The sequence below is a fragment of the Streptomyces sp. NPDC005402 genome, from assembly GCF_040606575.1.
Classification (GTDB): domain Bacteria; phylum Actinomycetota; class Actinomycetes; order Streptomycetales; family Streptomycetaceae; genus Streptomyces.
The window spans coordinates 17,790-37,680 of the sequence record NZ_JBEXFB010000022.1 but is presented as its reverse complement, the minus strand read 5'-3'; the positions used below and the strand labels follow the sequence as shown (position 1 = coordinate 37,680).

At 72.9% G+C, this 19,891-nt stretch carries 19 protein-coding genes and 1 pseudogene; 10 read left to right on the top strand and 10 right to left on the bottom strand.

The genetic code is table 11. From position 1 onward, the window contains the following. Positions 1 to 503: 503 nt before the first annotated feature. The 3 genes from ABZT02_RS34080 (at position 504) to ABZT02_RS34070 (ending at position 3,402) form a co-directional block, all read left to right on the top strand. A complete protein-coding gene (locus ABZT02_RS34080) occupies positions 504 to 1,010 on the top strand; it encodes a hypothetical protein (protein ID WP_356024550.1) in 507 nt (168 codons plus the stop codon). Positions 1,011 to 1,385: 375 nt separating this feature from the next. Beyond that, positions 1,386 to 2,051 (top strand): hypothetical protein, encoded by a 666-nt coding sequence (locus ABZT02_RS34075; protein WP_356024548.1) that lies wholly within the window; start codon positions 1,386 to 1,388, stop codon positions 2,049 to 2,051. Between the two features lie 460 nt (positions 2,052 to 2,511). Then, positions 2,512 to 3,402, top strand: coding sequence for an SDR family oxidoreductase (locus tag ABZT02_RS34070; RefSeq protein ID WP_356024546.1), 891 nt, complete (start codon positions 2,512 to 2,514; stop codon positions 3,400 to 3,402). Positions 3,403 to 3,427: 25 nt separating this feature from the next. On the opposite strand, the gene ABZT02_RS34065 is transcribed toward ABZT02_RS34070, so the two are convergent. From ABZT02_RS34065 to ABZT02_RS34020, 10 genes and pseudogenes are all read right to left on the bottom strand, one after another. Continuing rightward, the gene (locus ABZT02_RS34065; RefSeq protein WP_356024543.1) at positions 3,428 to 4,405 is read right to left on the bottom strand and encodes a glycosyltransferase family 9 protein; all 978 of its coding nucleotides are present in this window, start codon (positions 4,403 to 4,405) and stop codon (positions 3,428 to 3,430) included. Further along, complete coding sequence (rfaE2, locus tag ABZT02_RS34060) at positions 4,402 to 5,895, bottom strand: D-glycero-beta-D-manno-heptose 1-phosphate adenylyltransferase (protein ID WP_356024540.1); 1,494 nt, start codon at positions 5,893 to 5,895, stop codon at positions 4,402 to 4,404. Before rfaE2 ends, ABZT02_RS34065 begins: the two co-directional genes overlap by 4 nt. After that, positions 5,892 to 6,548 carry an SIS domain-containing protein gene (locus tag ABZT02_RS34055; protein WP_356024538.1) on the bottom strand — a complete coding sequence of 219 codons (657 nt, stop codon included), beginning with the start codon at positions 6,546 to 6,548 and terminating at the stop codon, positions 5,892 to 5,894. Before ABZT02_RS34055 ends, rfaE2 begins: the two co-directional genes overlap by 4 nt. Then, positions 6,545 to 7,780 carry a glycosyltransferase gene (locus ABZT02_RS34050; RefSeq protein ID WP_356024536.1) on the bottom strand — a complete coding sequence of 412 codons (1,236 nt, stop codon included), beginning with the start codon at positions 7,778 to 7,780 and terminating at the stop codon, positions 6,545 to 6,547. The genes ABZT02_RS34055 and ABZT02_RS34050 overlap by 4 nt, the downstream gene beginning before the upstream one ends. Beyond that, complete coding sequence (locus ABZT02_RS34045; RefSeq protein ID WP_356024533.1) at positions 7,777 to 8,739, bottom strand: glycosyltransferase; 963 nt, start codon at positions 8,737 to 8,739, stop codon at positions 7,777 to 7,779. Before ABZT02_RS34045 ends, ABZT02_RS34050 begins: the two co-directional genes overlap by 4 nt. After that, a complete protein-coding gene (locus ABZT02_RS34040; protein WP_356024832.1) occupies positions 8,736 to 9,647 on the bottom strand; it encodes a glycosyltransferase family 9 protein in 912 nt (303 codons plus the stop codon). Before ABZT02_RS34040 ends, ABZT02_RS34045 begins: the two co-directional genes overlap by 4 nt. 171 nt (positions 9,648 to 9,818) lie before the next feature. Continuing rightward, positions 9,819 to 10,352: pseudogene (locus ABZT02_RS34035) on the bottom strand (HAD family hydrolase); the annotation flags it as partial. After that, entirely contained in the window at positions 10,349 to 11,383 is a 1,035-nt protein-coding gene (locus ABZT02_RS34030) for a glycosyltransferase (RefSeq protein ID WP_356024531.1), read from the bottom strand. The gene ABZT02_RS34030 and the pseudogene ABZT02_RS34035, both read right to left, overlap by 4 nt. Beyond that, a complete protein-coding gene (locus ABZT02_RS34025) occupies positions 11,380 to 13,014 on the bottom strand; it encodes a carbamoyltransferase C-terminal domain-containing protein (protein WP_356024529.1) in 1,635 nt (544 codons plus the stop codon). Before ABZT02_RS34025 ends, ABZT02_RS34030 begins: the two co-directional genes overlap by 4 nt. A 44-nt stretch (positions 13,015 to 13,058) precedes the next feature. After that, the gene (locus ABZT02_RS34020) at positions 13,059 to 14,054 is read right to left on the bottom strand and encodes an NAD-dependent epimerase/dehydratase family protein (RefSeq protein WP_356024527.1); all 996 of its coding nucleotides are present in this window, start codon (positions 14,052 to 14,054) and stop codon (positions 13,059 to 13,061) included. A gap of 607 nt (positions 14,055 to 14,661) precedes the next feature. On the opposite strand from ABZT02_RS34020, the gene ABZT02_RS34015 reads away from it, so the two are divergent. The 7 genes from ABZT02_RS34015 to ABZT02_RS33985 all read left to right on the top strand — a co-directional run bounded on the left by ABZT02_RS34015 (position 14,662) and on the right by ABZT02_RS33985 (position 19,863). Next, complete coding sequence (locus ABZT02_RS34015) at positions 14,662 to 15,960, top strand: MFS transporter (RefSeq protein WP_356024525.1); 1,299 nt, start codon at positions 14,662 to 14,664, stop codon at positions 15,958 to 15,960. A 225-nt stretch (positions 15,961 to 16,185) separates the two neighbouring features. Then, the gene (locus tag ABZT02_RS34010) at positions 16,186 to 16,383 is read left to right on the top strand and encodes a hypothetical protein (RefSeq protein WP_356024523.1); all 198 of its coding nucleotides are present in this window, start codon (positions 16,186 to 16,188) and stop codon (positions 16,381 to 16,383) included. Between the two features lie 91 nt (positions 16,384 to 16,474). Further along, positions 16,475 to 17,548, top strand: coding sequence for an acyltransferase family protein (locus ABZT02_RS34005; protein WP_356024521.1), 1,074 nt, complete (start codon positions 16,475 to 16,477; stop codon positions 17,546 to 17,548). A gap of 54 nt (positions 17,549 to 17,602) precedes the next feature. Beyond that, positions 17,603 to 18,199 (top strand): hypothetical protein, encoded by a 597-nt coding sequence (locus ABZT02_RS34000; RefSeq protein WP_356024519.1) that lies wholly within the window; start codon positions 17,603 to 17,605, stop codon positions 18,197 to 18,199. 184 nt (positions 18,200 to 18,383) lie between these two features. Further along, the gene (locus ABZT02_RS33995) at positions 18,384 to 18,896 is read left to right on the top strand and encodes a SigE family RNA polymerase sigma factor (RefSeq protein ID WP_037903645.1); all 513 of its coding nucleotides are present in this window, start codon (positions 18,384 to 18,386) and stop codon (positions 18,894 to 18,896) included. An 8-nt stretch (positions 18,897 to 18,904) separates the two neighbouring features. Then, positions 18,905 to 19,309 carry a hypothetical protein gene (locus ABZT02_RS33990; RefSeq protein WP_356024515.1) on the top strand — a complete coding sequence of 135 codons (405 nt, stop codon included), beginning with the start codon at positions 18,905 to 18,907 and terminating at the stop codon, positions 19,307 to 19,309. A gap of 47 nt (positions 19,310 to 19,356) precedes the next feature. Further along, positions 19,357 to 19,863 carry a peptidylprolyl isomerase gene (locus ABZT02_RS33985; protein WP_356024829.1) on the top strand — a complete coding sequence of 169 codons (507 nt, stop codon included), beginning with the start codon at positions 19,357 to 19,359 and terminating at the stop codon, positions 19,861 to 19,863. Positions 19,864 to 19,891: the final 28 nt, after the last annotated feature.

Below are 19,891 nucleotides of genomic sequence, written 5' to 3'. Positions count from 1 at the left end.
TTTCTGCTCCTCTTCTCCGTAGGTCAGCCTGCTGGGTTTCACTGCACAGCCGAGCTTCCCAAGTTGAGGGTCGGGCACCGTCAGGACGTGCCGGCGCCTGGCTTGCTATGGTCGACGGCACTGGCAACGTGGTAGAGGCCGGTGGGGGCGTGCAGCGAGGCATACGCGCGCCTGGCCCGTCGGCGCACCCGCCATCGCGGCTGACTGTCGGCGGTTGAGGTTCGTGCCACAACCGTGCCAGATGCAGGGGTCAGCCACGGTCAACACCGGTCTCCCATCGAGTACCTGCCCGCTCCTCGCCTGGTAGAGCCGCAGCTCCGGAGCAAGATCACCCTGCCCCTCTCCTGAAGTGGTTGTCCAACGCGCTCGCGGGGAATCGAGGCGTCCGCATATCCCGCTGGGAGCTGGGACGAGCAAGGCTGTCGGAGCACCCAGCTGCCTCATGGGCTGGCGGGCGTCGCCGCCTCCTACCCAAGGGCTCGACAAAGTGCTGTACTGCAGACATGGGGGATGTATGGGCAGCCGTCAGTGCCATTAGTGCCGCAATCGGAACCGTCTTCGTCGTAACTGCCTCGTTTTTCGCGTACTCACAGATTAAGGAGGCACGCCTTTCAAGACATGTGCAACTTCTCATCTCCTTCCAAGAGAAGTATCACTCGCAAGCAGCGCGCCATTTTCGGCGTCGCCTCATAGGCGGCGAGTTCGGATCGCCTGAGCAGTTTGATCCGACTCGTATGAGTGCCGACGATTTCCACTCCTTCTGGCAGCTTCACGATCAACTCGAAATGCTGGGAGTCCTCGTCGAGCAAAGGCTATTGGCTTTCGACCTCGTAGTCGCTTGCTTCCACCGCTCCCCGCCACAGGTCTGGGCAGCCATCGAGCCTTACATCGTGGACCGGCGCACTAATGCTTCCCCCCTTGAAGGGGCCCATTTCGAGCGGCTGGTTCAGCGCTACCACGACTCTCCCGTCCTTGGAGCCGAGTACTGGGAACGTCAGGGCGCCCTGTAAGTAACCGATTGCTAGTCAGCTCCACACCACGACGTCCCATCTGCAATGCTGCACGGCGGCCATATACGGCTTCCCAGCACGTCCCGCTCCGGCTGTCCGCACCTCCAATGCCCCCGCGCAGGTCGAATCCTGCCGGGGGCACGGTGCCCGAAGACCCCGCCAGCAGCGCTTTCGCTGAGGACGGGGTCTTGGCGTATGTGCGGGCGTGTGCCGCTCGGAGCGGCCGTAGGTCGAGGCCTGGGGACGAGGCGTGGGCGAAGACTTCGGGGCTCTGTCGCAGGTGTGTCGCGCTCTCCGCGGCTCTCGGTTTCGGTGCTGCGGTCAGCCGCAAGGCAGGGAAGCGTACGTGTCAGTGGTGTGCGCTTGGATGAGCGGGTGACCATTCATGATGTTGCTCGGCAGCTGCCCGAGATAGCAGTCCTCCGAGAGCACTGCCGTTCCATGGCCATCCTGGAGGCGATTCTCAGCCCTGGGTGGGAGGGCCGTTACCACTCGTTCAACGGCCACTGGTCCGAGAAGGAGTCGATGGCCTCGATGCGGAACGGAGCGGGCGACGAGTACTCGATCGTCTTCTCGGACGCCGGTGCCTTCGTCCGTGGATTCGATCACGAGTCACCTATGAGCCCCTATGCAGAGGACGGCCCGTGGCCCGGAGTGCTCGACGAGGTTCCCGACGTCTTCCGACCGTGCGTTGAGGAGCCCGCGTTCTCGGATGAGGACGGGATGCCTGTCGTCACTGCGTGTACGTGGCGAGAGACGGGAGACGGTGGCTGGAAAGCCGGATCGATCGACTTTCCCCACAGGGCAAATGAAGACCCGGACGGTGCCGGCTATCTCTTCCAACTATTGCTGGATCGCTCGCCAGAAGCGTTTCAGGATTGGGCCGAGGGCTACTACGAGGTCTCGGTCGACCTGGAGGCCGTTCGTCACATCCTTTCCTCGCGTCCGCTGACCGAAGGAGTGATCAGCGCGTTGAACTCAGAGATCGACCTGGTCGACCTCATGCAGGACGTTGCGGAAATCGGTTATCCGACGAGTTGAGACGTTCAGCAATGGAGAAGCCCCTGGACACAATGCCAGGGGCTTCGGACGCGGGCAGGTGTGTCTCGCTCGTACTCTCGAAGCAGGTCCTGGATCCGCCGGTTGGCGGCGTCTTGCCGTCCGGCGGGGCATTTGACGTAACGGGTAAGCAGGACCTCAACGCCTGATACCCGGCCGCTCGGCAACCTGCTCATCCCAGGGTCTTTGTCCCCGGGCCAATTTCAGATCACCCGCCTCCTGACTGGCCCTTCGCTACCAACCGTGCTCGACGGTGGCGGAGTTGGAGACCCACTCGGCGCCTGGCGGGAGCTTCCACGCGCAGGTGTCGTACAGGTTGGACAGCAGTTCCTGCTCCTCATCGGTTGAGACCTCAGGTAGGCGGCGGGGTCGTCGCTTTTCGGGTGGGGCAGGGCGGGAACTCGCTCGTTCGTCCTGACCCGCCGACGCTGAGGAGGCCGCCGTGGCGGAGCACCAGCACACCCAGCAGGATCCCGCGACGCAGCACCCGCGCCCGGAGTTTCCGGCGCAGGATCAGCCGCACCCGGGCTGGACCGGGCCGATGGACCCGCCGCCCGACCACGGGGAGGAGTCCTACCGGGGCAGCGGGCGGCTGGAGGGCCGTAAGACCGTGATCACGGGTGGGGACTCCGGCATCGGGCGGGCGGTGGCGCTGGCCTTCGCGCGGGAGGGTGCCGATGTGCTGTTCACCCATCTGCGGGAGGAGGCGGACGACGCGCGCGAGACGTCCCGCCTCGTCGAGGACGCCGGCCGCAAGGCGGTCGCCGTGCCCTGTGACATCCGGGAGGAGGAGAACTGCCGGGCGCTGGTGGAGCGCGCGGTCGCCGAGTTCGGGCGCATCGACGTACTGGTGAACAACGCGGCGTTCCAGATGTCGCAGCCGGACGGCATCGAGGCCATCACGACCGAGCAGTTCGACCGGGTCATGCGCACCAACCTGTACGGGATGTTCTGGCTGACCAAGTTCGCCCTGCCGCACATCCCGGAGGGCGGCAGCGTCATCAACTCCACGTCGGTGCAGGCGTACAAGCCCAGTCCGCACCTGCTGGACTACGCGATGACGAAGGGCGCGATCGTGACCTTCACGCAGGGGCTGGCCCAGATGCTCGCGGAGCGCGGTGTCCGCGTCAACGCGGTCGCGCCGGGCCCGGTGTGGACGCCGCTGATCCCCGCGACGATGCCCGACACCGTGGAGTTCGGCAAGCAGAGTCCGCTGGGCCGCCCGGCTCAGCCCGCCGAGCTGGCCCCGGCGTACGTCTACCTGGCTTCCCAGGAAGCGAGCTTCGTCACCGCGGAGATCCTGAACGCGACCGGCGGCACGCCCCTTCCGTGAGCCTCCGCCGTGAACCCGAGCCGCTTCAGCGGACCGGACGTCGTACGGGCCGCAGCAGGGACAGTGCCGCGTCGGTGGCCTCGTCGGTGTCGATCCGCAGCAGCTGGGGGTCGGGGGTGTCGCCGTGCGGATCGCCGGGCGGTCCGGGTTTCCACAGGGCGATGTGGCGCCCGGCGCGGGGTGGGCCCCACAGGTGGGGTGACACCGGTCCGAAGAGTGTCACGGACGGGGTGGCATGGGCCACGGCGAGATGCGCGAGTCCGGTGTCGCCGCTCACGACGAGCGCGGCGCGGGCGACGAGCGACGACAGCTCGCCGAACGGCAGACCGCCGCGCACCACGTTCCGCTCGGGCAGGCCCGCGCGCTCGGCGACGTCCAGGACCAGTGCGTCCTCCCCCGGGCCGCCGGTGAGGACGACCTGGTGACCGGCGGTGCGCAGGCGCCGTACGAGACCGGCGAAGCGTTCGGCCGGCCAGCGGCGGGACGCGGACTCCGCGCCGGGATGGACGACCACGGCTCCCGGTGCCGGAGAGGGCGGGCCGGGCGGCGGCAGCCGCAGGTCGGCGGGGTCCGCGGCGATGCCGTACGCCGCGAGGAAGTCGCACCACCGCTCGCGTTCGTGCTGGTCCGGCCGCCACACCGGGGGCTGGGGAAGGGCCGGGTCCGGCTGGGCGTGGGCCAGGAGTCGGCGGGGCGCGAGGGCGGCCAGTGCGTCGCGGCTCTCCGGTCCGTTGCCGTGCAGGTCGATCGCGAGGTCGGGAGGCGGACCCGTCCAGCGGTCCAGTGCGGGCACGGCCCGTTTCGGAGCCTCGGCCGGGAGGATCTCGTCCACCGCCCCCGTGACGAGCGCGGCCTCACCGAGCGCCGCCGGGATCGCCAGGACGACGCGATGCCGGGGAAAGGCCCGGCGGATGCCGCGCAGCGCGGGCACTGCGGCGAGCAGGTCGCCCAGGCCCAGCGCGCGCAGCACCAGCAGGCGGAGTCGACCGGGTGGGGCGGTCAACGGCCCCTCCGTCCGGTCAGAGGCGTCGGTCGGGGGGCCGCCGCCGCGCGTTCCGCGATGCCGGTGGTGGAACGGCCGTCCAGGTAGGGGAAGAGAACGACCTGTCCGCCCCAGCTCTCCACCAGCGACGCCTCCGGCAGCCGGGCCAGGGCGTAGTCGCCGCCCTTGGCCCAGATGTGCGGGCGCAGCTCAGCGAGCAGTCGCTCCGGTGTGTCCTCGTCGAACACGGCGACCGCGTCGACGCATTCCAACGCGCGCAGCACCCGGACCCGGTCCGCCAGCGGGACCAGGGGCCGGCCGTCGCCCTTGCGGCGGCGTACGGAGGCGTCCGAGTTGACGCACACCACCAGGCAGTCCCCGGTACGGCGGGCGGCCTGCAACAGGGCGACGTGACCGGCGTGCAGCAGGTCGAAGCAGCCGCCGGCGGCGACGACGGCCCCGCCCGCGGCCCGGACCCGGGCGGCCGTGCGCAGGGCGTCGTCGGTCGGCTCGCCGTCGTCCGAGGGGCGCGGGTGAGTGGCCGGTGCGGCGTCCACGGCGAAGGCGCGGGCGCCCCCCTCGGCGACGTACCTGGTGGCGGCGTGTACGGCGGCCCGCACGGCGGTCTCGGTGAGCTCGCCGTCCGCGAGGAGTCCGGCGGCGGTCGCCGCGAACCGGTCCCCGGCCCCGCAGGCGTCGCCCTCCGCGGTGACCGGTGAGGGGACCAGCAGGGGGGTCTCCCCGTGTGACAGCAGAGCGCCCCGCCCGCCCAGCGTCACGGCCACGGAAGCCGCGCGCCAGCCGCGGACGAGCGTGTCGGCGTGGCGTGCCGCGGCGTGCAGCGCGCCGGCGCCCTGGGACTCCTCGCCGGTGTCGGCGTGGCGTGCCGTGGCCTGCAGGGCGCTGCCACCCCGCGGCTCCTCTCCGGTGCGCAGCCGGTTCGCGAAGACACGTGCCTCGGGCGCGCACGGCGTCGCCAGCCGGACGCCCGGCACCGGCGGGTTGCCGCGCGGATGGGGATCCCAGACGACGGGCACCCGCGCGGCCGTGGACCGCAGCGCGTCGCGCAGTACGTCGGCGGTGCCGCGGCCGTAGTCGGCGACGAGCACGGCCTCGGCCTTCGCGATGGCCCGGTACGCCTCGTCGGTGCGCTCCCGGGCCCGCCCGTCACCGTCGTCCAGGCGCAGCAGCGGCCGGTCCTCCGTGAGGACCCGCGTCTTGCTGGACAGGGTGCCGGTCAGGGGCAGCCGCACCAGGTGCACCCGGTCGGCCAGCAGTCGGCACACGGACTCGCTGGCCTCGTCGTCGCCCAGCGCGGTGACGAGGGTGACCTGCCTGCCGTCGGCCGCGGCGAGGCAGGCCGCCAGGGCGGCTCCGCCCGGGCGGGTGATGTGCCGGAGCGAGCTGACGACCGGGACGGGCGCGTCGGGGGCCAGTCGCTCGACCCGCCCGTACAGATCGTGGTCGAGCAGCGCGTCTCCTACGACGAGCAGCGGGGCCGGGGCGCTCATACGCGGTCCTCCGCTTCCGAGTCCGCGTCCGAGTCCTCGTCCGCGTCCGTGTCCGCCCGTCGGCCGCCGTCGCACGGCACCTGATCCGCGACGGCCCGGTCGAAGGACTCGCAGAGCATGTGGACGGCCACGAGGTGCAGTTCCTGGACCGTGGCGGCGGCCGCCGCGTCCACGCACAGGGCCTCGTCCGCGGATCCCTCCAGCGGGTTCGGCGCCGGGCCGGTCAGGGACCAGACGCTCATGCCCAGGCGATGGGCCTCCTTGGCGGCGACGAGCAGGTTGGCGCTGGTGCCGCTGGTCGACAGGAGCATGAGCACGTCCCCGGTGCGGCCGTGCGCGGCGACCTGCCGGGCGAAGATCTCCTGGACGCCGTAGTCGTTGGCGATGGCGGTGGTCGATGACGTGTCGGCGTGCAGCGCGAGCGCGGAGAACGCCGGACGGTCCTCGCGGTAGCGGCCGACCAGTTCGGCGGTCAGGTGCTGGGCCTGGGCCGCGCTGCCGCCGTTGCCCGCGACGAGGAGCCGGGCGCCCGCGCCGAGGCGTTCGGCGAGGGAGGTCCCCCAGCTCCGGACGACGGGGGCGGCGTATTCGCGGAACCCTTCGAGAGCCTTCATCAGGTCGTCGCAGTGTGCGGCGTCGGCGGCGGGTTTCATCGGACGACTCCCGAGAGCGAGGGGACGGAGGAGACGGCGCCGTACACCCGGGTCACCCCGTCGGCGACGCGGTCCCAGGTGTAGCGGGCGAGGACACGGCGTCGTCCGGCGGCGCCGTAGCGGCTGAGCCGGTACGGGTCGTCGAGCAGCTCGCGGACGGTCCCGCCGAGGTCGTGGTCCTCGTCGGGCGGGACCAGGACGCCCGTGACGCCGTCGGCGACGGTGTCGAGCTGCCCGCCGACGGCGGTGGCGACGACGGGTGTGCCGCAGGCCATGGCCTCGACCGGGACGATGCCGAAGGGCTCGTAGCGGGGGACGGACAGCACGAGGTCCGCGGCGGACATCAGGGCGGGCATCCGGGTACGGCTCACACCGCCCAGCAGCCTCACCCGGTCGGCCACCCCGCACTCCTCCGCGATCGAGCACAGCCTCTCCGTCTCCGGTTCGGCGAGGAGCAGGGCCGGTTCGGGGCCCCCGGCGACGAGGAGTTCGGCGTCCGGCACGTCCGCCAGGGCGCGGATCGCCCGGTCGAAGCCCTTGCGGGGCACGAGCCGGCCGACGGTGAGCAGCCGCCGGGGCGCGGAGGGGGCCCGGCGCGAGTGCGCGACGGGCGCGAACCGCACGGGGTCGACACCGCAGGGGACGACGTGGATCCGACGGCGGGGCAGCCCCATGGCGACGAGTTCGCGCACCTCGTCCTCGCAGGTGGCGATGATGCCGTCGCACTCCCGCCCCACGGCCGTCTCGATCGCGACGCGTTCGCGCGGACTGGTGTCGGCGGCGCCCTGATGCCGTTTCTTCACGGTGCCGAGCGCGTGGTACGTCTGCACCACGGGCACGCCCGAGGCGCGTGCCCCGGCCACCGCCGCCATGCCGGACATCCAGAAGTGGGCGTGCACCACGTCGGGCGGCTCCGTCGCCCACTCGCGGGCCAGCCACGCCCCGAACTCCTCCATGTACGGCAGGAGTTCGTCCTTGGGTATCGGGGCCGGCGGCCCGGCGGGCACGTGGACGACCCGCACCCCGTCGGCCGTGACGACCCGCTCCGGCAGCCGCGGGTCGTCGCGGCGCGTGTAGACGACGACCTCGTGGCCCCGGCGGGCCAGCCGAGCGGCGAGTTGGGCCACGTAGACGTTCTGGCCGCCCGCGTCGGGGCCGCCGGGCTCGGCCAGCGGGCTGGCGTGCTCGGAGACCATGGCGACGCGGCCGGCGGCCGGCCGGCTGGGGCTCATCGGGTGACCTCCTTGATCAGGCGTTCCCAGTCGTCCCGGAAACGCCGTTCTCCGTAGCGGGACCGTGCCGCGGCCCGCGCGGCCTCCCCGGTCCGCCGGGCGTGGGCCCGGTCCGCGAGGAACCTTCGGACGGCTTCCTCCAGTACGTCCAACCGGTTGGAGACCACCCCGGCGCCCTCGGGCACGGCCTCCCGCACCTCCGTGGTGTCGAGGGCGACCACCGGCATCCCCAGGAACATGGCCTCCAGCAGGGACAGTCCGAGCGACGTCCACCGCACGGGATGCAGGTACAGGCGGCGGCGGGCCATCGCCGCGTGCAGGTCGCCCTGCGGCAGGTCCCGGCTGCGGCAGCGGTCGGCCGGCAGCCCGAGCCGGTCGGCGAGTCCCTCCGTGCGCATGCCGAAGACGTCCAGCGGCACCGAGCGGGCGAACCGCGGCAGCAGGTCCGTCCCGGTGGTACGGCCGCGCCGCACGGGCTCGTTGACGACGACGGCAGCGCGGGCCTCCTCGCCGGTCCACAGGTGCCCGGGGTCGATGATGCCGTGCTCGATCACCTCGGTCGGAGCGCGTCCGTTGTCCCACGTCAGGCGGTTGAAATGGGTGACGTGGACGAGCGGGATGTCGCTCCGGTCGGCGAGCGGGTGGCGGGTGTCGACGGGCGACTCGTGCGGGCTGTTGTGCTCGACGTAGACGGCGGGTACGTCGGTGCCGGGCCGGCGGCCCGTCCACCGCCGCGCCAGGTCCGGCTCGTGCGGCCGTTGCAGCACCATCAGATCGATGTCGGCCTCGCGCAGTTCGGCGGGGCTCAGCTCCCGCACGGTCGCCGGCCACTCCCAGGTTCTGGCCCGCCCCAGTCCGTCCGGTCCCCGATCGGGCGTCACCGGGACGAGGAAGGTGTACGGGCCCTGGACGAACGACGTGAGCCACGAGCCGTGCACATGCCAGACAAGGATGTTCATGCGCTCTCCTTGAGGAGTTTCTGCACCGCGCGCACCACGTCCTGGGCCGTGACCTCGTTCAGGCACGGATGGCCCGGTACGGGGCAGTGCCGGGCCCTGCTGTCGGCACAGGGCGCGTTCTGGTCACCGAGGAGCACGTGGGGCACGCCGTACGGCGCCCACCGCTCGGCCGGGACGACGGGCGCGAACAGGGAGACGACGGGGGTGGCGACGGCGGCGGCCAGATGGGCGGGTCCGGTGTTGGCGCTCACCACGACGTCGGCCGTGCGCAGGACGCCGGCCAGGGTGTGCGGGGTCGTCCTGCCGCCGAGGTCCACCGCCCAGTCGCCGCTGACCCGCCGGGTGAGGTCCGTCTCGCCGGGGCCGCCGGTGACGACGACGCGGTGACCCGCGTCGGCGAGCAGGGCCACGGCCTCGGTGCAGCGTGCGGGACTCCAGGCGCGGGCGGGCGCGCTGGCGCCGGGGTGTACGACGACGTACGGGCCGTTGCCGGTCAGTGCGACGATGTCCGGCGGCGGGACGACGCGCAGCCGGCCGTCGTCCCCGGGGGGCGCGAGGAAGCCCAGGGCGGCGGCGGTGTCGAGCGCGGCCTCGGCCTCGTGCCGGCCGGGCAGCCGCTGATGCCGTACGTCGAGCAGCCGGCCGGGGTGGTCGACGCTGTCGGCGCCGATCCGTGCGACGCCGGCCATCCGCAGCACCAGGGCGGTGGGCAGGGGGCTCTGATGGAACGACGTGAGGATCAGCGCGGTGTCGAACGCGTCCGCCCTCAGGCGTTCCACCAGCCCCTCGACGTCCGCCTCGGCGACGGCCGGCGCGTCCACGCCCTCCCACGGGGCCGCCCACACGATCACGTCGTCGACGCCGGGCAGGAGCCGTGCGGCCGGTTCGCCGAGCGGGCCGCAGAGCATCGTCACCCGGGCGGAGTGTGCGGCGACCGCCCGGACGGCGGGCCCGGCGAGCAGGACGTCACCGAAGCTGTCGAGCCGCACGACCAGTGCTTTCGGCTTGTCCGCCGCCCAAGGCGCCTCGGCCGCTGCCGTGCCGGGCGTGCTCGTGCCACGGCCTTCCCGCGGCGCCTCCGCGAGGAGCGCGCGGACCGCCGTGAGCAGGTCGGGGGCGGTTCGGGGAGCGGCCTCGATCTCCTCGGGGCGCGTGGCCGCGTCGGGTACGAGTACGCCGTGGGCGCCCGCGGCGTGCGCGGCCAGGACGTCGCTCGCGATGTCGCCGATCACCACGCACTGTGCCGGAGCCACCCCCAGGCGTCGTGCCGCCTCGATCACCAGCCCCGGCCGGGGCTTGCGGCAGTCGCAGCCGGAATCGGGCAGGTGCGGGCAGTACACCCAGGTGTCCAGGCCGCCGAGCAGCGCGTCGGCCCGGGCGTTGACCCGCCGTACGTCGGCGTGCGTGAGCAGTCCGCGGCCGATGCCGGACTGGTTGCTGACCACGCCGGTCGCGACGCCCGCCGCGCGCAGCAGGTCCAGGGCCCGCCTGGCGCCGGGCAGTGGTCGTACCAGGTCGGGGTCGCCGTTGTAGGGGACGTCCTCGACGAGGGTGCCGTCGCGGTCGAAGAGCACCGCGGCGGGCCAAGTGGCGTGTGGGGTCGGTTCGTTCACCGCGTGCTCCCCATCGGTGCGGCGCGTCGATGGCGTATCAGGCCGGCGAGCCAGTGGCGGACGGCGAGGGGCGGGATGACCGTGCTGGTGGACAGCATGGTGGCGATCTCGTGGGCGGTCCGCGGCCCCGGTGCGATACGCGCCAGGGCGAACTCGGCCGTGCCCAGCGCCCACAGCGCTCCGGCGGCGCCGGCGGCCCTGGGTCTGCCGGTCACCGCGCACCCGGCCGCGACGAGCGCGCCGGCCGTCACCAGCGCGTGCCGGGCGAGTCGTCCCCGGGGTGCCTCGGCGCGCGCCCACCAGTCCCGTCCGTGCAGTCGGGTCATCAGGGCGTCGTCGGCGTTGCCGCGCTGGGCCCGTACCGACACCCAGCGGTCGGCCGGACGCACCGGGTGACGCGTGGTGCGCCGTCCGCGGCACAGCGTCCAGCCGGCGTCCAGCATCCGCAGTGCCAGGTCGGCGTCCTCACGGAAGGCCCGGGGGAACCGCTCGTCGAAGCCGTGGACCTCTGCCAGCGCGGCCGTGCGACAGGCCATGTCCGCCGTGGCCCAGGCGGCCCGTTCCAGCCCGGCCGTGCCGCGCTCCCAGTCCGTCGGCCGGCGGTCGGTGGGCAGCGGGACGGACAGCCGGCCCTGGATCCCGCCGGTGGTCGCGTCGGCCGCCGCGAGGTCCTCGGCGAGCCGGCGGGACCAGTCCGGCAGCACTTGGACGTCGTCGTCGAGGAAGACGGTCCAGGGGGCGTCGACCGTGCGCCAGCCGGTGTTGCGGGCGGCCGCGGGGCCGCGGCCGCCGCTGCGCAGGGTCCGCACCCGCCCGCGCAGGACGCCCGCGGCCTCCAGCGGCAGTTCCCCAGCCGGGTCCGGACGGTCGTCGACCACGACGACCTCAGCGGGCGGGTGACCGGTGGCCGCGGCGAGCGCGCGCAGGCAGTCGGCCAGACAACGGCGTCCGATCGTCGGCACGACGACGGAGTAGGCCGGAGGGGACAAGGAGGGAGCGTCCGGAGGGGACGAGGAGGGAGCGCCCGTCATGCGAACATCCCCTTCCGCCGGATCGCGAACGGCCCGAGGGCCAGGAGGTCCACGGGCGCGGACCCGAAGCACTCCAGGGCGTCCCGCGGGTCGTCGACCATGGGCCGACCCGCCGTGTTGAGGCTGGTGTTGACCACCACGGGCAGCCCTGTGCGGCGTTCGAAGCCGTCGATCATCCGGGCCACCAGCGGTTCCGCGTCGCGCTCCACGGTCTGGATCCGGGCCGTGCCGTCCACGTGGACCACGGCCGGGATGCGGTCGCGCCACTGGGCGGCCACGTCGTGCACGAACAGCATGTAGGGGCTGGGCAGGGGCCCGTCGAAGAGTTCCGCCGCCCGCTCCGCCAGCACCATGGGGGCGACCGGGCGGAACTCCTCCCGTCCCTTCACCGCGTTGAGTCGTTCCAGGTTTCCGGCGCGGCCCGGGTGGGCGAGCAGCGACCGGTGGCCGAGGGCCCGGGGGCCGTACTCGCTGCGTCCCTGGAACCAGGCCACGATGCCGTCCCGGGCGAGCTCGTCGGCGACGGTGTCGGCGATGTCGGCGGGCTCCTCGTAGGGAACGGCGGCGCGCTCCAGCCATGCGCGCAGCTCGCCGTCGCTCCAGCCACGCCCCAGGGCGGCCGTCGGCATGGCCTCCACCGTCTCCTTCTGGTGGGCGAGGTGGAGCGCGGCGCCGAGCGCCGTCCCCGCGTCCCCGGCCGCGGGCTGCACCCAGACGAGGCGGAAGGGTCCGTCCCGGTGCAGCCGGGTGTTGGCCACGCAGTTGAGCGCCACGCCGCCCGCCAGTGTCAGCACCTCCTCGCCGGTGCGCTCGTGCAGCCAGCGCGCCAGGCCGAGCAGGACCTCCTCCAGACACGCCTGTGCGCCGGCCGCCACATCGGCGTGGTCCTGGGTCCAGGGGTCACCCGCGGCACGGGGCGGGACCAGCGACGACCAGGGGACCGGACGGGCCCGGAATCCGCCCTCGCCGTCCGGGTGGACGTACTCGCGCAGCTGCTCGACGAAGCGCGGCCGGCCGTACGACGCCAGGGCCATCACCTTGAACTCGTCGCTGCTGCGCAGGAATCCGAGGTGCTGGGTGAGCTCCTCGTAGAACAGGCCCAGGGAGTCGGGCAGCGACTGCGTACCGAGCACGGCGAGCTCGCGGTTGGCGTAGCGGCCCGCGAGATGGGAGCCGCATTCGCCGCGGCCGTCCAGGACGAGGACGGCACAGTCCGGGTAGGGGGAGGCCTGGCCGGCCGAGGCGGCGTGGGCGACGTGGTGCGGGACGAAGCGCACCTTGGCCGGGTCGAGCCCGGGCAGGGCCTCGGCCAGGAACTCGGGGGCCCGGCGGGCGTACTCCTGACGCAACTGGTCCCAGGGGTCGTCGAGGCCCAACTGGTCTGCCGGACGGGCGAGTTCGGGGTCGTAGGAGTAGGCGACCGCGTCCAGCTCGGCCGGGGTGAGACCGGCCTGCTCCAGGCACCAGCGGGCGGACAGTTCGGGCAGTTCCCACGCGGAGAAGGGGATGGGCCGCTTGCCGTGCTTGCGACGGCTGAAGCGCTCCTCCTCCGCCGCTGCCACGATCCTGCCGTCCATGACCAGGGCGGCGGCCGGGTCGTGGAAGAGGGCGTTGATTCCCAGGACACGCATGCGGTTCCTCCGGGGCGTGGTGGACGACTTCTCGGCCGGTGGGCTCAGAGCTGCCTGACCGGCTCCGGGCCCGGCCGCGCCGCGGCGAAGAAGGCGATGGTCTGCTTGATCCCTTCCTCCCAGGGCACCTTGGGCGCCCAGCCCAGCAGTTCACGGGCCAGTCGTGTGTCGGGGCGGCGGCGCTGCGGGTCGTCGACGGGGCGGTCGACGAACTCGATGCGCGAGGAGGAGCCCGCCAGTTCCACCACCCGGCGGGCGATGTCCCGGACCGCGACCTCGTCGGTTCCGCCGATGTTCACGGGCCGTACCGAGCGGCTCGCGGCCACCAGCAGGACCCCGTCGACGGTGTCGTCGACGTAGCACAGGGACCGCGTCTGGCTGCCGTCGCCCGCCACCGTCAGGGGTTCGTCGGCCAGTGCCTGGCAGACGAAGGTCGGCACGGCGCGCCCGTCGTGGGCGCGCATGCGCGGCCCGTAGGTGTTGAACAGGCGCACGATGCCCGCGTCGGCGTCCCTGACCCGTACATGGGCGGTGACCAGTGCCTCGGCGAACCGCTTGGACTCGTCGTACACGCTGCGCGGACCCACCGGGTTGACGTTGCCCCAGTAGTCCTCGCGCTGCGGATGCACGAGGGGGTCGCCGTACACCTCGGACGTCGAGGCGAGCAGGAAGCGCGCCCGGTCCCGTTCGGCCAGGGCCAGCATGGTGCGGGTGCCCAGGCTGCCGGCGTCGAGCGTCTCCAGGGGCAGCCGCAGGTAGTCGGCGGGTGAGGCGGGACAGGCGAAGTGCAGGACGACGTCGTACGGTCCCGGCAGGCGCCGTAGGCACTCGGGCCGGGAGACGTCGCACTCCACGAACCTGAATCCGGCGCGGCTCTCCAGGGGGGCGATGTTCCGGCGTGATCCGGACACCAGATTGTCCGCGCAGTCGACTTCGACACCTGAATCCAGCAGGCGCTCGCACAGATGGCTGCCGATGAAGCCGGCACCGCCGGTCACCACGGCACGGCGCCAGGGCACGCGAGGGGTGGCATCAGTCATGGGACGTCCTTCAGCCGTGCTCGCGCGCCGGAGAGCGGCGCGCACGTGTCCGGTGCGGCGCGAGCGGCTTATGGGAAGGGAGTGAAAGGACAGCGAGTGAAAGGACAGGGAGGGACAGGACGCAGGGACGTGCGTCGGGAACAGGACCGTCCTGGCCACGGCCGCCGTTCGGCCGACGGAACGAGCAGGGGGTTTTCCGCGCCAGTAGCCTTCACACCTTGATTCCTATTGTGCATAGGACCGCAGCACGCGCGACCGCAGCGGAAGGCACCCGAAGTCTGTGAGCAAGCACACTCGACGCGGCAAGTGACGTGCGCGGGAGCGACAGTTGAGCCCGTGAGGCCGGGGGCGCGCGGCGCACCGCGGCCGACGCCCCGGGCGGGTCTGCCACGATGGTGCGCGCCGTGACCGACTCGGTGGATGGCCGCGCAGCGCAGCCGGCGTTCCTCGGTTCCGCCTACCTGTCTGACCTGCCACTTCGCCTCTCGGGTACCGCACTGTGTCTTCCGCTCCTGCCCCCGCCTGCCCTTCCGCCGCCCCGGACGTCGCCGCGGCCCCGCCCCGGGAGGCGTCACGCTCGCCGTGGCGCTCCCTGAGACATCGCAGCATGCGCTGGTGGTCCGTCGCGAACCTCGTGTCGAACACCGGCACCTGGATGCAGCTCACGGTGCAGAACCTGCTCGTCCTGCAGATCACCGGGTCCGCCGCCGCGACGGGCCTGTCGATGTCCGTCCAGGCCGGCCCCGCCCTGTTCATGAGCCTGCTGGGCGGAGCGGCCGTGGACCGCTGGTCGCGCAGGCTGACGGCGGCCGTCAGCCAGACCCTCCTCGGCGCGGTCGCCTTCGTCACGGCCGCGCTCGTGGCGCTGGACCGGCTCGACATGACGTCCCTGCTGGTGCTGGCCGCCGTGACCGGCACGATCGCCACCGTCGACGGACCGGCGTGCGCCCTGCTGGGCAACGATCTGGTCCCGGCCGAGGACGTGCCCTCCGCCATCGGCATCGGCGCGCTGGTGCACAGCGCCGGCCGGCTCGTCGGGACCGCCCTGGCCGGCGTGACGGTCGGCTTTCTCGGCACGGCCGCCGCGTACGCGGCCAACGGACTGTCCTTCCTGTTCGTCGCCGCGGTCGTGCCGTTCCTGCGCCCCGCACCCGGCGCGGGGCCGACGGCCGGGCCCGGCACGACCGCCGCCGCCGCACGGACCGGAGCCGGGCCCGGCACGACCGCCGACCCGACCGCCGATACGACCGCCGATACGACCGTGCGCGGCGGCCTGCGCTTCTTCGCGCGTCGGCCCCGTCTGGTCGCGCTCGCCGGCATCACCGGGATCAGCGCCGTCTTCGGCCGCAACTACGGGCTGACCCTGGCCGTGCTCGTCACCGGGCCGCTCGCGGGCGGTGCGGGAGCCTTCGGTACGGTGTCCGCCGTCCTCGCCGTCGGCGGCATCCTGGGCGCGTTCCTCGGCGCCCGGCTGCGGCGGCCCTCCGTCCGGCTGGTCGGCACGCTGGCCGCCGCGGGCGCGCTGCTGCAACTGGCGGCCGGGCTGTCACCGTCGATCGCCGTCCTGCTGGTGCTGGTCCTGCCCATGGCCGTGGTGGAGTCCGTCTCCGACACCGCCGGAACGGCCGTCCTCCAGACCGACCCGCCCCCGCACCTGCGCGGGCGCGTCCTCGGCGCGTGGAGCGGCATCGGCACGGTGTGGAGCCTCGGCGGCCCACCGGCGCTGGGCCTGCTCATGGAACTGGCCGGGGTACGCGGGGCCCTCGTGACCGGTGGCCTGCTCATCGCCGGCACGATCGGCGCGGGATTCCTGGTACGAGCGCGCCGGACACCGGAGCCCGTGACCCTGCCGACGAAGCCGGGCGGTGAGGTGGCGGGACGGGAAGCGCTGAGCACGGCTGCCTGAGAGGTCAACAGGGAGGTCGGCACTCCGGCGGAGGTCTCACCGCCGAGTCCGCCGCATACCCTGCGTCACCTCGGTGGCTCCCCGTGCCCGGCCACACCGTGAACGCGCGGGCTCGACACCCAGCCGCCGGGCGATGTCCGGGACCCCCGACTGGTCCGGGTGCTTCGCCCTCTTCGCCGACCGGCGGCCCGCCTACGACGACCTGCGCGCGGCCGCGGTCGCCGGGTGAAGCGGGGTCAAGGACGGCGCCCGACCGCCACCGGCCCGGCGCTGCCGCGGGTCGTCGACTCGGACAAACAACCGCTGCGCGTCTACTTCGGCACCGCGCCCCTGGAGACGGTTCCCCACGTCTGTGCCGAGCGCCTCAAGACCAGGCAGGACCGGGCCGACGTCGCCGCGCAGGCCCAGGGCGACCTGGTGTGAACCGGGCTCTGTGACACCACCCGAGAGCCGGCGTACAGCTCGCACACAGGTACGGAGTTTGGGCCGCTCCCGGAGTGGTGAGGCGCCCGGGATGCACGAGCAACTTGCTTCGGTCGCCCCTCGGGAAAGACCCGCAGCGCAGCGTCCCGCGGAGCGCGACGCCTTCTTCGACAACGCCAAGTACCTGGCGATCGTGCTGGTCGCCGTGGGGCACGCGTGGGAGCCGTTGCGGGACGGGAGCCGGGGCGTGTCGGCGCTGTACCTGCTGGTGTACGCCTTTCACATGCCGGCGTTCATCGTCGTCTCCGGCTACTTCTCGCGGAACTTCGACGCGAGTCCGGGGCGGCTGCGGCGGCTGGTGACCGGGCTCGTCGTGCCGTACGTCGTGTTCGAGACGGCGTACACGTTCTTCACGCGGTGGACGGACCAGGTGCCCAGCCGGCCGGTGAGTCTGCTGGACCCGCTGTATCTGACGTGGTTCCTGGTGGCGTTGTTCGTGTGGCGGCTGACCACCCCCCTGTGGAAGCGGGTACGTCATCCCGTGCCGCTCGCCCTCGCCGTGGCGATGCTCGCGACCCTCACGTCCTCCATCGGTGACGACCTCGACCTCCAGCGTGTCCTGCAGTTCCTGCCGTACTTCGTACTGGGGCTGTCGCTCAGGCCCGAGCACTTCCGGCTGGTCCGTCGGCGGGCGGTACGGCTGCTCGCCGGGCCGGTGTTCGCGGTCGCGCTCGTGGCGGCGTACTGGGTGGTGCCGCGGATGAGCGGGGCGTGGTTCTACCACCGGGACAGCGCACAGGAGTTGGGTGCGCCCGCTTGGTCGGGACCGGTGATGACGCTGGCCGCCTTCGGGTGTTCGCTGGTCCTGGTGGGGTGCTTCCTCGCGCTGGTGCCCGGGCGGCGGACCTGGTTCACCGTGTTGGGCACGGGCACGCTGTACGGCTATCTGCTGCACGGCTTCCTCGTCCAGGGTGCCCGGTTCTGGGGCTGGTACGGGCCCGGCTGGGTCCACTCACCGCTCGGGGCGGCCGCGGCCGCCCTCGTCGCCGCCGCCGTGGTGACCGCGCTGTGCACCCCGCCGGTCCGACGCGCGCTGCGGTGCGTGGTGGAACCGGAGATGCGGTGGGCCTTCCGGCGAGACGCGGCCCAGCCGGGCCGCGCCTGACGGAAGTCGGCCGTACGACGGGACGCGGCTCGGACGCCGTCCCGTGCGGGGCGCTTGTGCCAGGCCTACATCGACGGCCCCTCGGCAACCGCGGAAAGCGACCGCCCCGGACAGCGACCGCCCCGGACTCGGCACGGTGGTCGACTCCCCCGGGACGGCCAACAGCCACTGCCCCGGCACGACCTACGACGGACGCCCCCGAACGCCGCCCCGTCCCGGGCGCGTCTCCGCCCGGCCTACTTCGACGGCCGCTCGGCGACCGACGGCACCGGGCTCGGCACGGTGGTCGGCTCCGCCGGGACGGGGCTCGGGGCGGTCGAGGACCGCTCGCCCGGCACCACCGTCGGCACCGGACTCGGCGCGGTCCCCGGGACGGAGGGCACCGGGCTCGGCGCCCTCGTCGGCGCGGACGGGACCGGGCTCGGCTCGGACGGCCCGTCGGACGGCGCAGGTGACGGCACAGCGGACGGCACCGCCGAGGGGACCACGGACGGCACGGGCGAGGGCGCGGCGGACGGCACCGAAGTCGCCGTCGGCCTCGGTGTGGCGGAGCCGGTCGCGGCGCCCGCGACGGCGGCCCAGCCCGCCACGGCCACGGCGCTTCCCGCGAGGACGCCGATCAGGAGACGGCGGGTGGGTCGGATGCCATGACGGTATGTCAAGTCGGCTCCTCTGTAGTGGGGTCGGGTTGCGTGAGAGGAGTACGGGGCACCGGCCGGGACGGGTTGCACGCCCCGGCCCGGAAACTTTTCTTCCGTGGGCGTGCAACCTCGCGGAGCGTCTCGCCGTACCTCTGAAGGACAGGTGTGATCGGTTCGGCGGAGGGTCGGGGCGGGTGCGGGAAGCAGTCCGGGAGCGGGAGTTCCGGGAGTTCGCCGAGGCCCGGCAGGGGCAGCTGAGACGCAGCGCGTATCTGCTGTGCGGGGACTGGCACCAGGCCCAGGACCTCACCCAGACGACGCTGATGAAGCTCTACGCCTCCTGGGGCCGGATCCGGCGCGACGGCAACGTCGAGGCCTACGCCCGTACGATCCTCACCCGCGCCTTCATCGACCAGTACCGCAAACGGAGTTGGCGGGAGGAGCCGACGGAGGAGGTGCCCGAACCGGCGTCCGCGGAGCCGCCGGACACGCCCGAGCTGCGGCTGGTGATGCAGGCCGCCCTGATGGAACTGCCGCCCCGCTACCGGGCGGTCCTGGTACTGCGGTTCTGGGAGGACTGGAGTGTGGAGCAGACCGCCGAGGCGCTGCGCGTGACACCGGGCACGGTCAAGAGCCAGAGCGCCCGCGGGCTGGTCCGGCTGCGCGGGCTCGTCGAGGGCCTGGCGGGCGAGACGAGCGGGAGGTGAGGCGGGAGATGGACGACTCGGACGAGTACGGGGAGGGCGACCGGGTGCGGGGCGCCTTCGAGGCCATCCTCGACGGCTCGCGGGAACCGGCCCTGCCCAGTGTCACCGACGCGGCCGTCGCCGGCGGGCGACGGATCCGACGCCGTCGTACGGTGGTCTCGGGCGCGGTGGGGGCACTGGTCGCCGCTGTTCTCGCCGCCGGGGTCGTGGCCGCGCTGCCCGGTGCGGAGCCCGACCGCTCCTCGGTTCCGCTGGCCCCGGTGAGCAGTCCCCCGGCCGCGACCACCGACAGCCCCGCTCCTGCACGGCCATCGGCGGTACCTTACGAACCGGGGACCGTTCCGACACCGTCGGGCACCGGTCCGAACGGCTCCACCGTCGGTACCGCCCCCCGGACGTCGCTCGCCCCCTGAAGGCCGTGTGACAAGATGCTTCGGTCATGCCCCACCAGAAAGGGACGATTCCCATGTCCAGGGTCGAGCTGACCACTAATTTCGGCCGTATCGTCCTCGAGCTCGCCGACGCCGAGGCGCCCAAGACCGTCGAGAACTTCCTCAAGTACGTCGGCAACGGGCACTACGACGGCACGATCTTCCACCGGGTGATCAACGGCTTCATGGTCCAGGGCGGTGGCTTCACCCCGGACATGGTGCAGAAGCCCACGCTCGCGCCGGTCCCGAACGAGGCCGACAACGGTCTGAAGAACACCATGTACACCGTGGCGATGGCGCGCACCAGCGACCCGCACTCGGCGACCGCGCAGTTCTTCATCAACGTCTCCGACAACGAGTTCCTCAACTTCACGGCCAAGAGCCCGAACGGCTGGGGTTACACGGTGTTCGGCAAGGTCGTCGAGGGCCAGGACGTCGTCGACCAGATCAAGGGCGTGCGGACCGGCAGCAGCCGCGGTCACGGTGACGTGCCGACGCAGCCGGTGATCATCGAGTCCGCGAAGGCCGTCGACTGACCTCGGCGGGAGACTGACGCGACCTGCG

Coding starts and splice junctions, on each gene's coding strand:
- ABZT02_RS34045 (WP_356024533.1), bottom strand. CDS start 8,739: ATGAACATCCTTGTCTGGCATGTGCACGGCTCGTGGCTCACGTCGTTC.
- ABZT02_RS33990 (WP_356024515.1), top strand. CDS start 18,905: ATGGACGACTCGGACGAGTACGGGGAGGGCGACCGGGTGCGGGGCGCC.
- rfaE2 (WP_356024540.1), bottom strand. CDS start 5,895: ATGAGCGCCCCGGCCCCGCTGCTCGTCGTAGGAGACGCGCTGCTCGAC.
- ABZT02_RS34030 (WP_356024531.1), bottom strand. CDS start 11,383: ATGACGGGCGCTCCCTCCTCGTCCCCTCCGGACGCTCCCTCCTTGTCC.
- ABZT02_RS34015 (WP_356024525.1), top strand. CDS start 14,662: ATGCGCTGGTGGTCCGTCGCGAACCTCGTGTCGAACACCGGCACCTGG.
- ABZT02_RS34025 (WP_356024529.1), bottom strand. CDS start 13,014: ATGCGTGTCCTGGGAATCAACGCCCTCTTCCACGACCCGGCCGCCGCC.
- ABZT02_RS34055 (WP_356024538.1), bottom strand. CDS start 6,548: ATGAAACCCGCCGCCGACGCCGCACACTGCGACGACCTGATGAAGGCT.
- ABZT02_RS34020 (WP_356024527.1), bottom strand. CDS start 14,054: ATGACTGATGCCACCCCTCGCGTGCCCTGGCGCCGTGCCGTGGTGACC.
- ABZT02_RS34080 (WP_356024550.1), top strand. CDS start 504: ATGGGGGATGTATGGGCAGCCGTCAGTGCCATTAGTGCCGCAATCGGA.
- ABZT02_RS34040 (WP_356024832.1), bottom strand. CDS start 9,647: ATGCTCTGCGGCCCGCTCGGCGAACCGGCCGCACGGCTCCTGCCCGGC.
- ABZT02_RS34005 (WP_356024521.1), top strand. CDS start 16,475: ATGCACGAGCAACTTGCTTCGGTCGCCCCTCGGGAAAGACCCGCAGCG.
- ABZT02_RS34050 (WP_356024536.1), bottom strand. CDS start 7,780: ATGAGCCCCAGCCGGCCGGCCGCCGGCCGCGTCGCCATGGTCTCCGAG.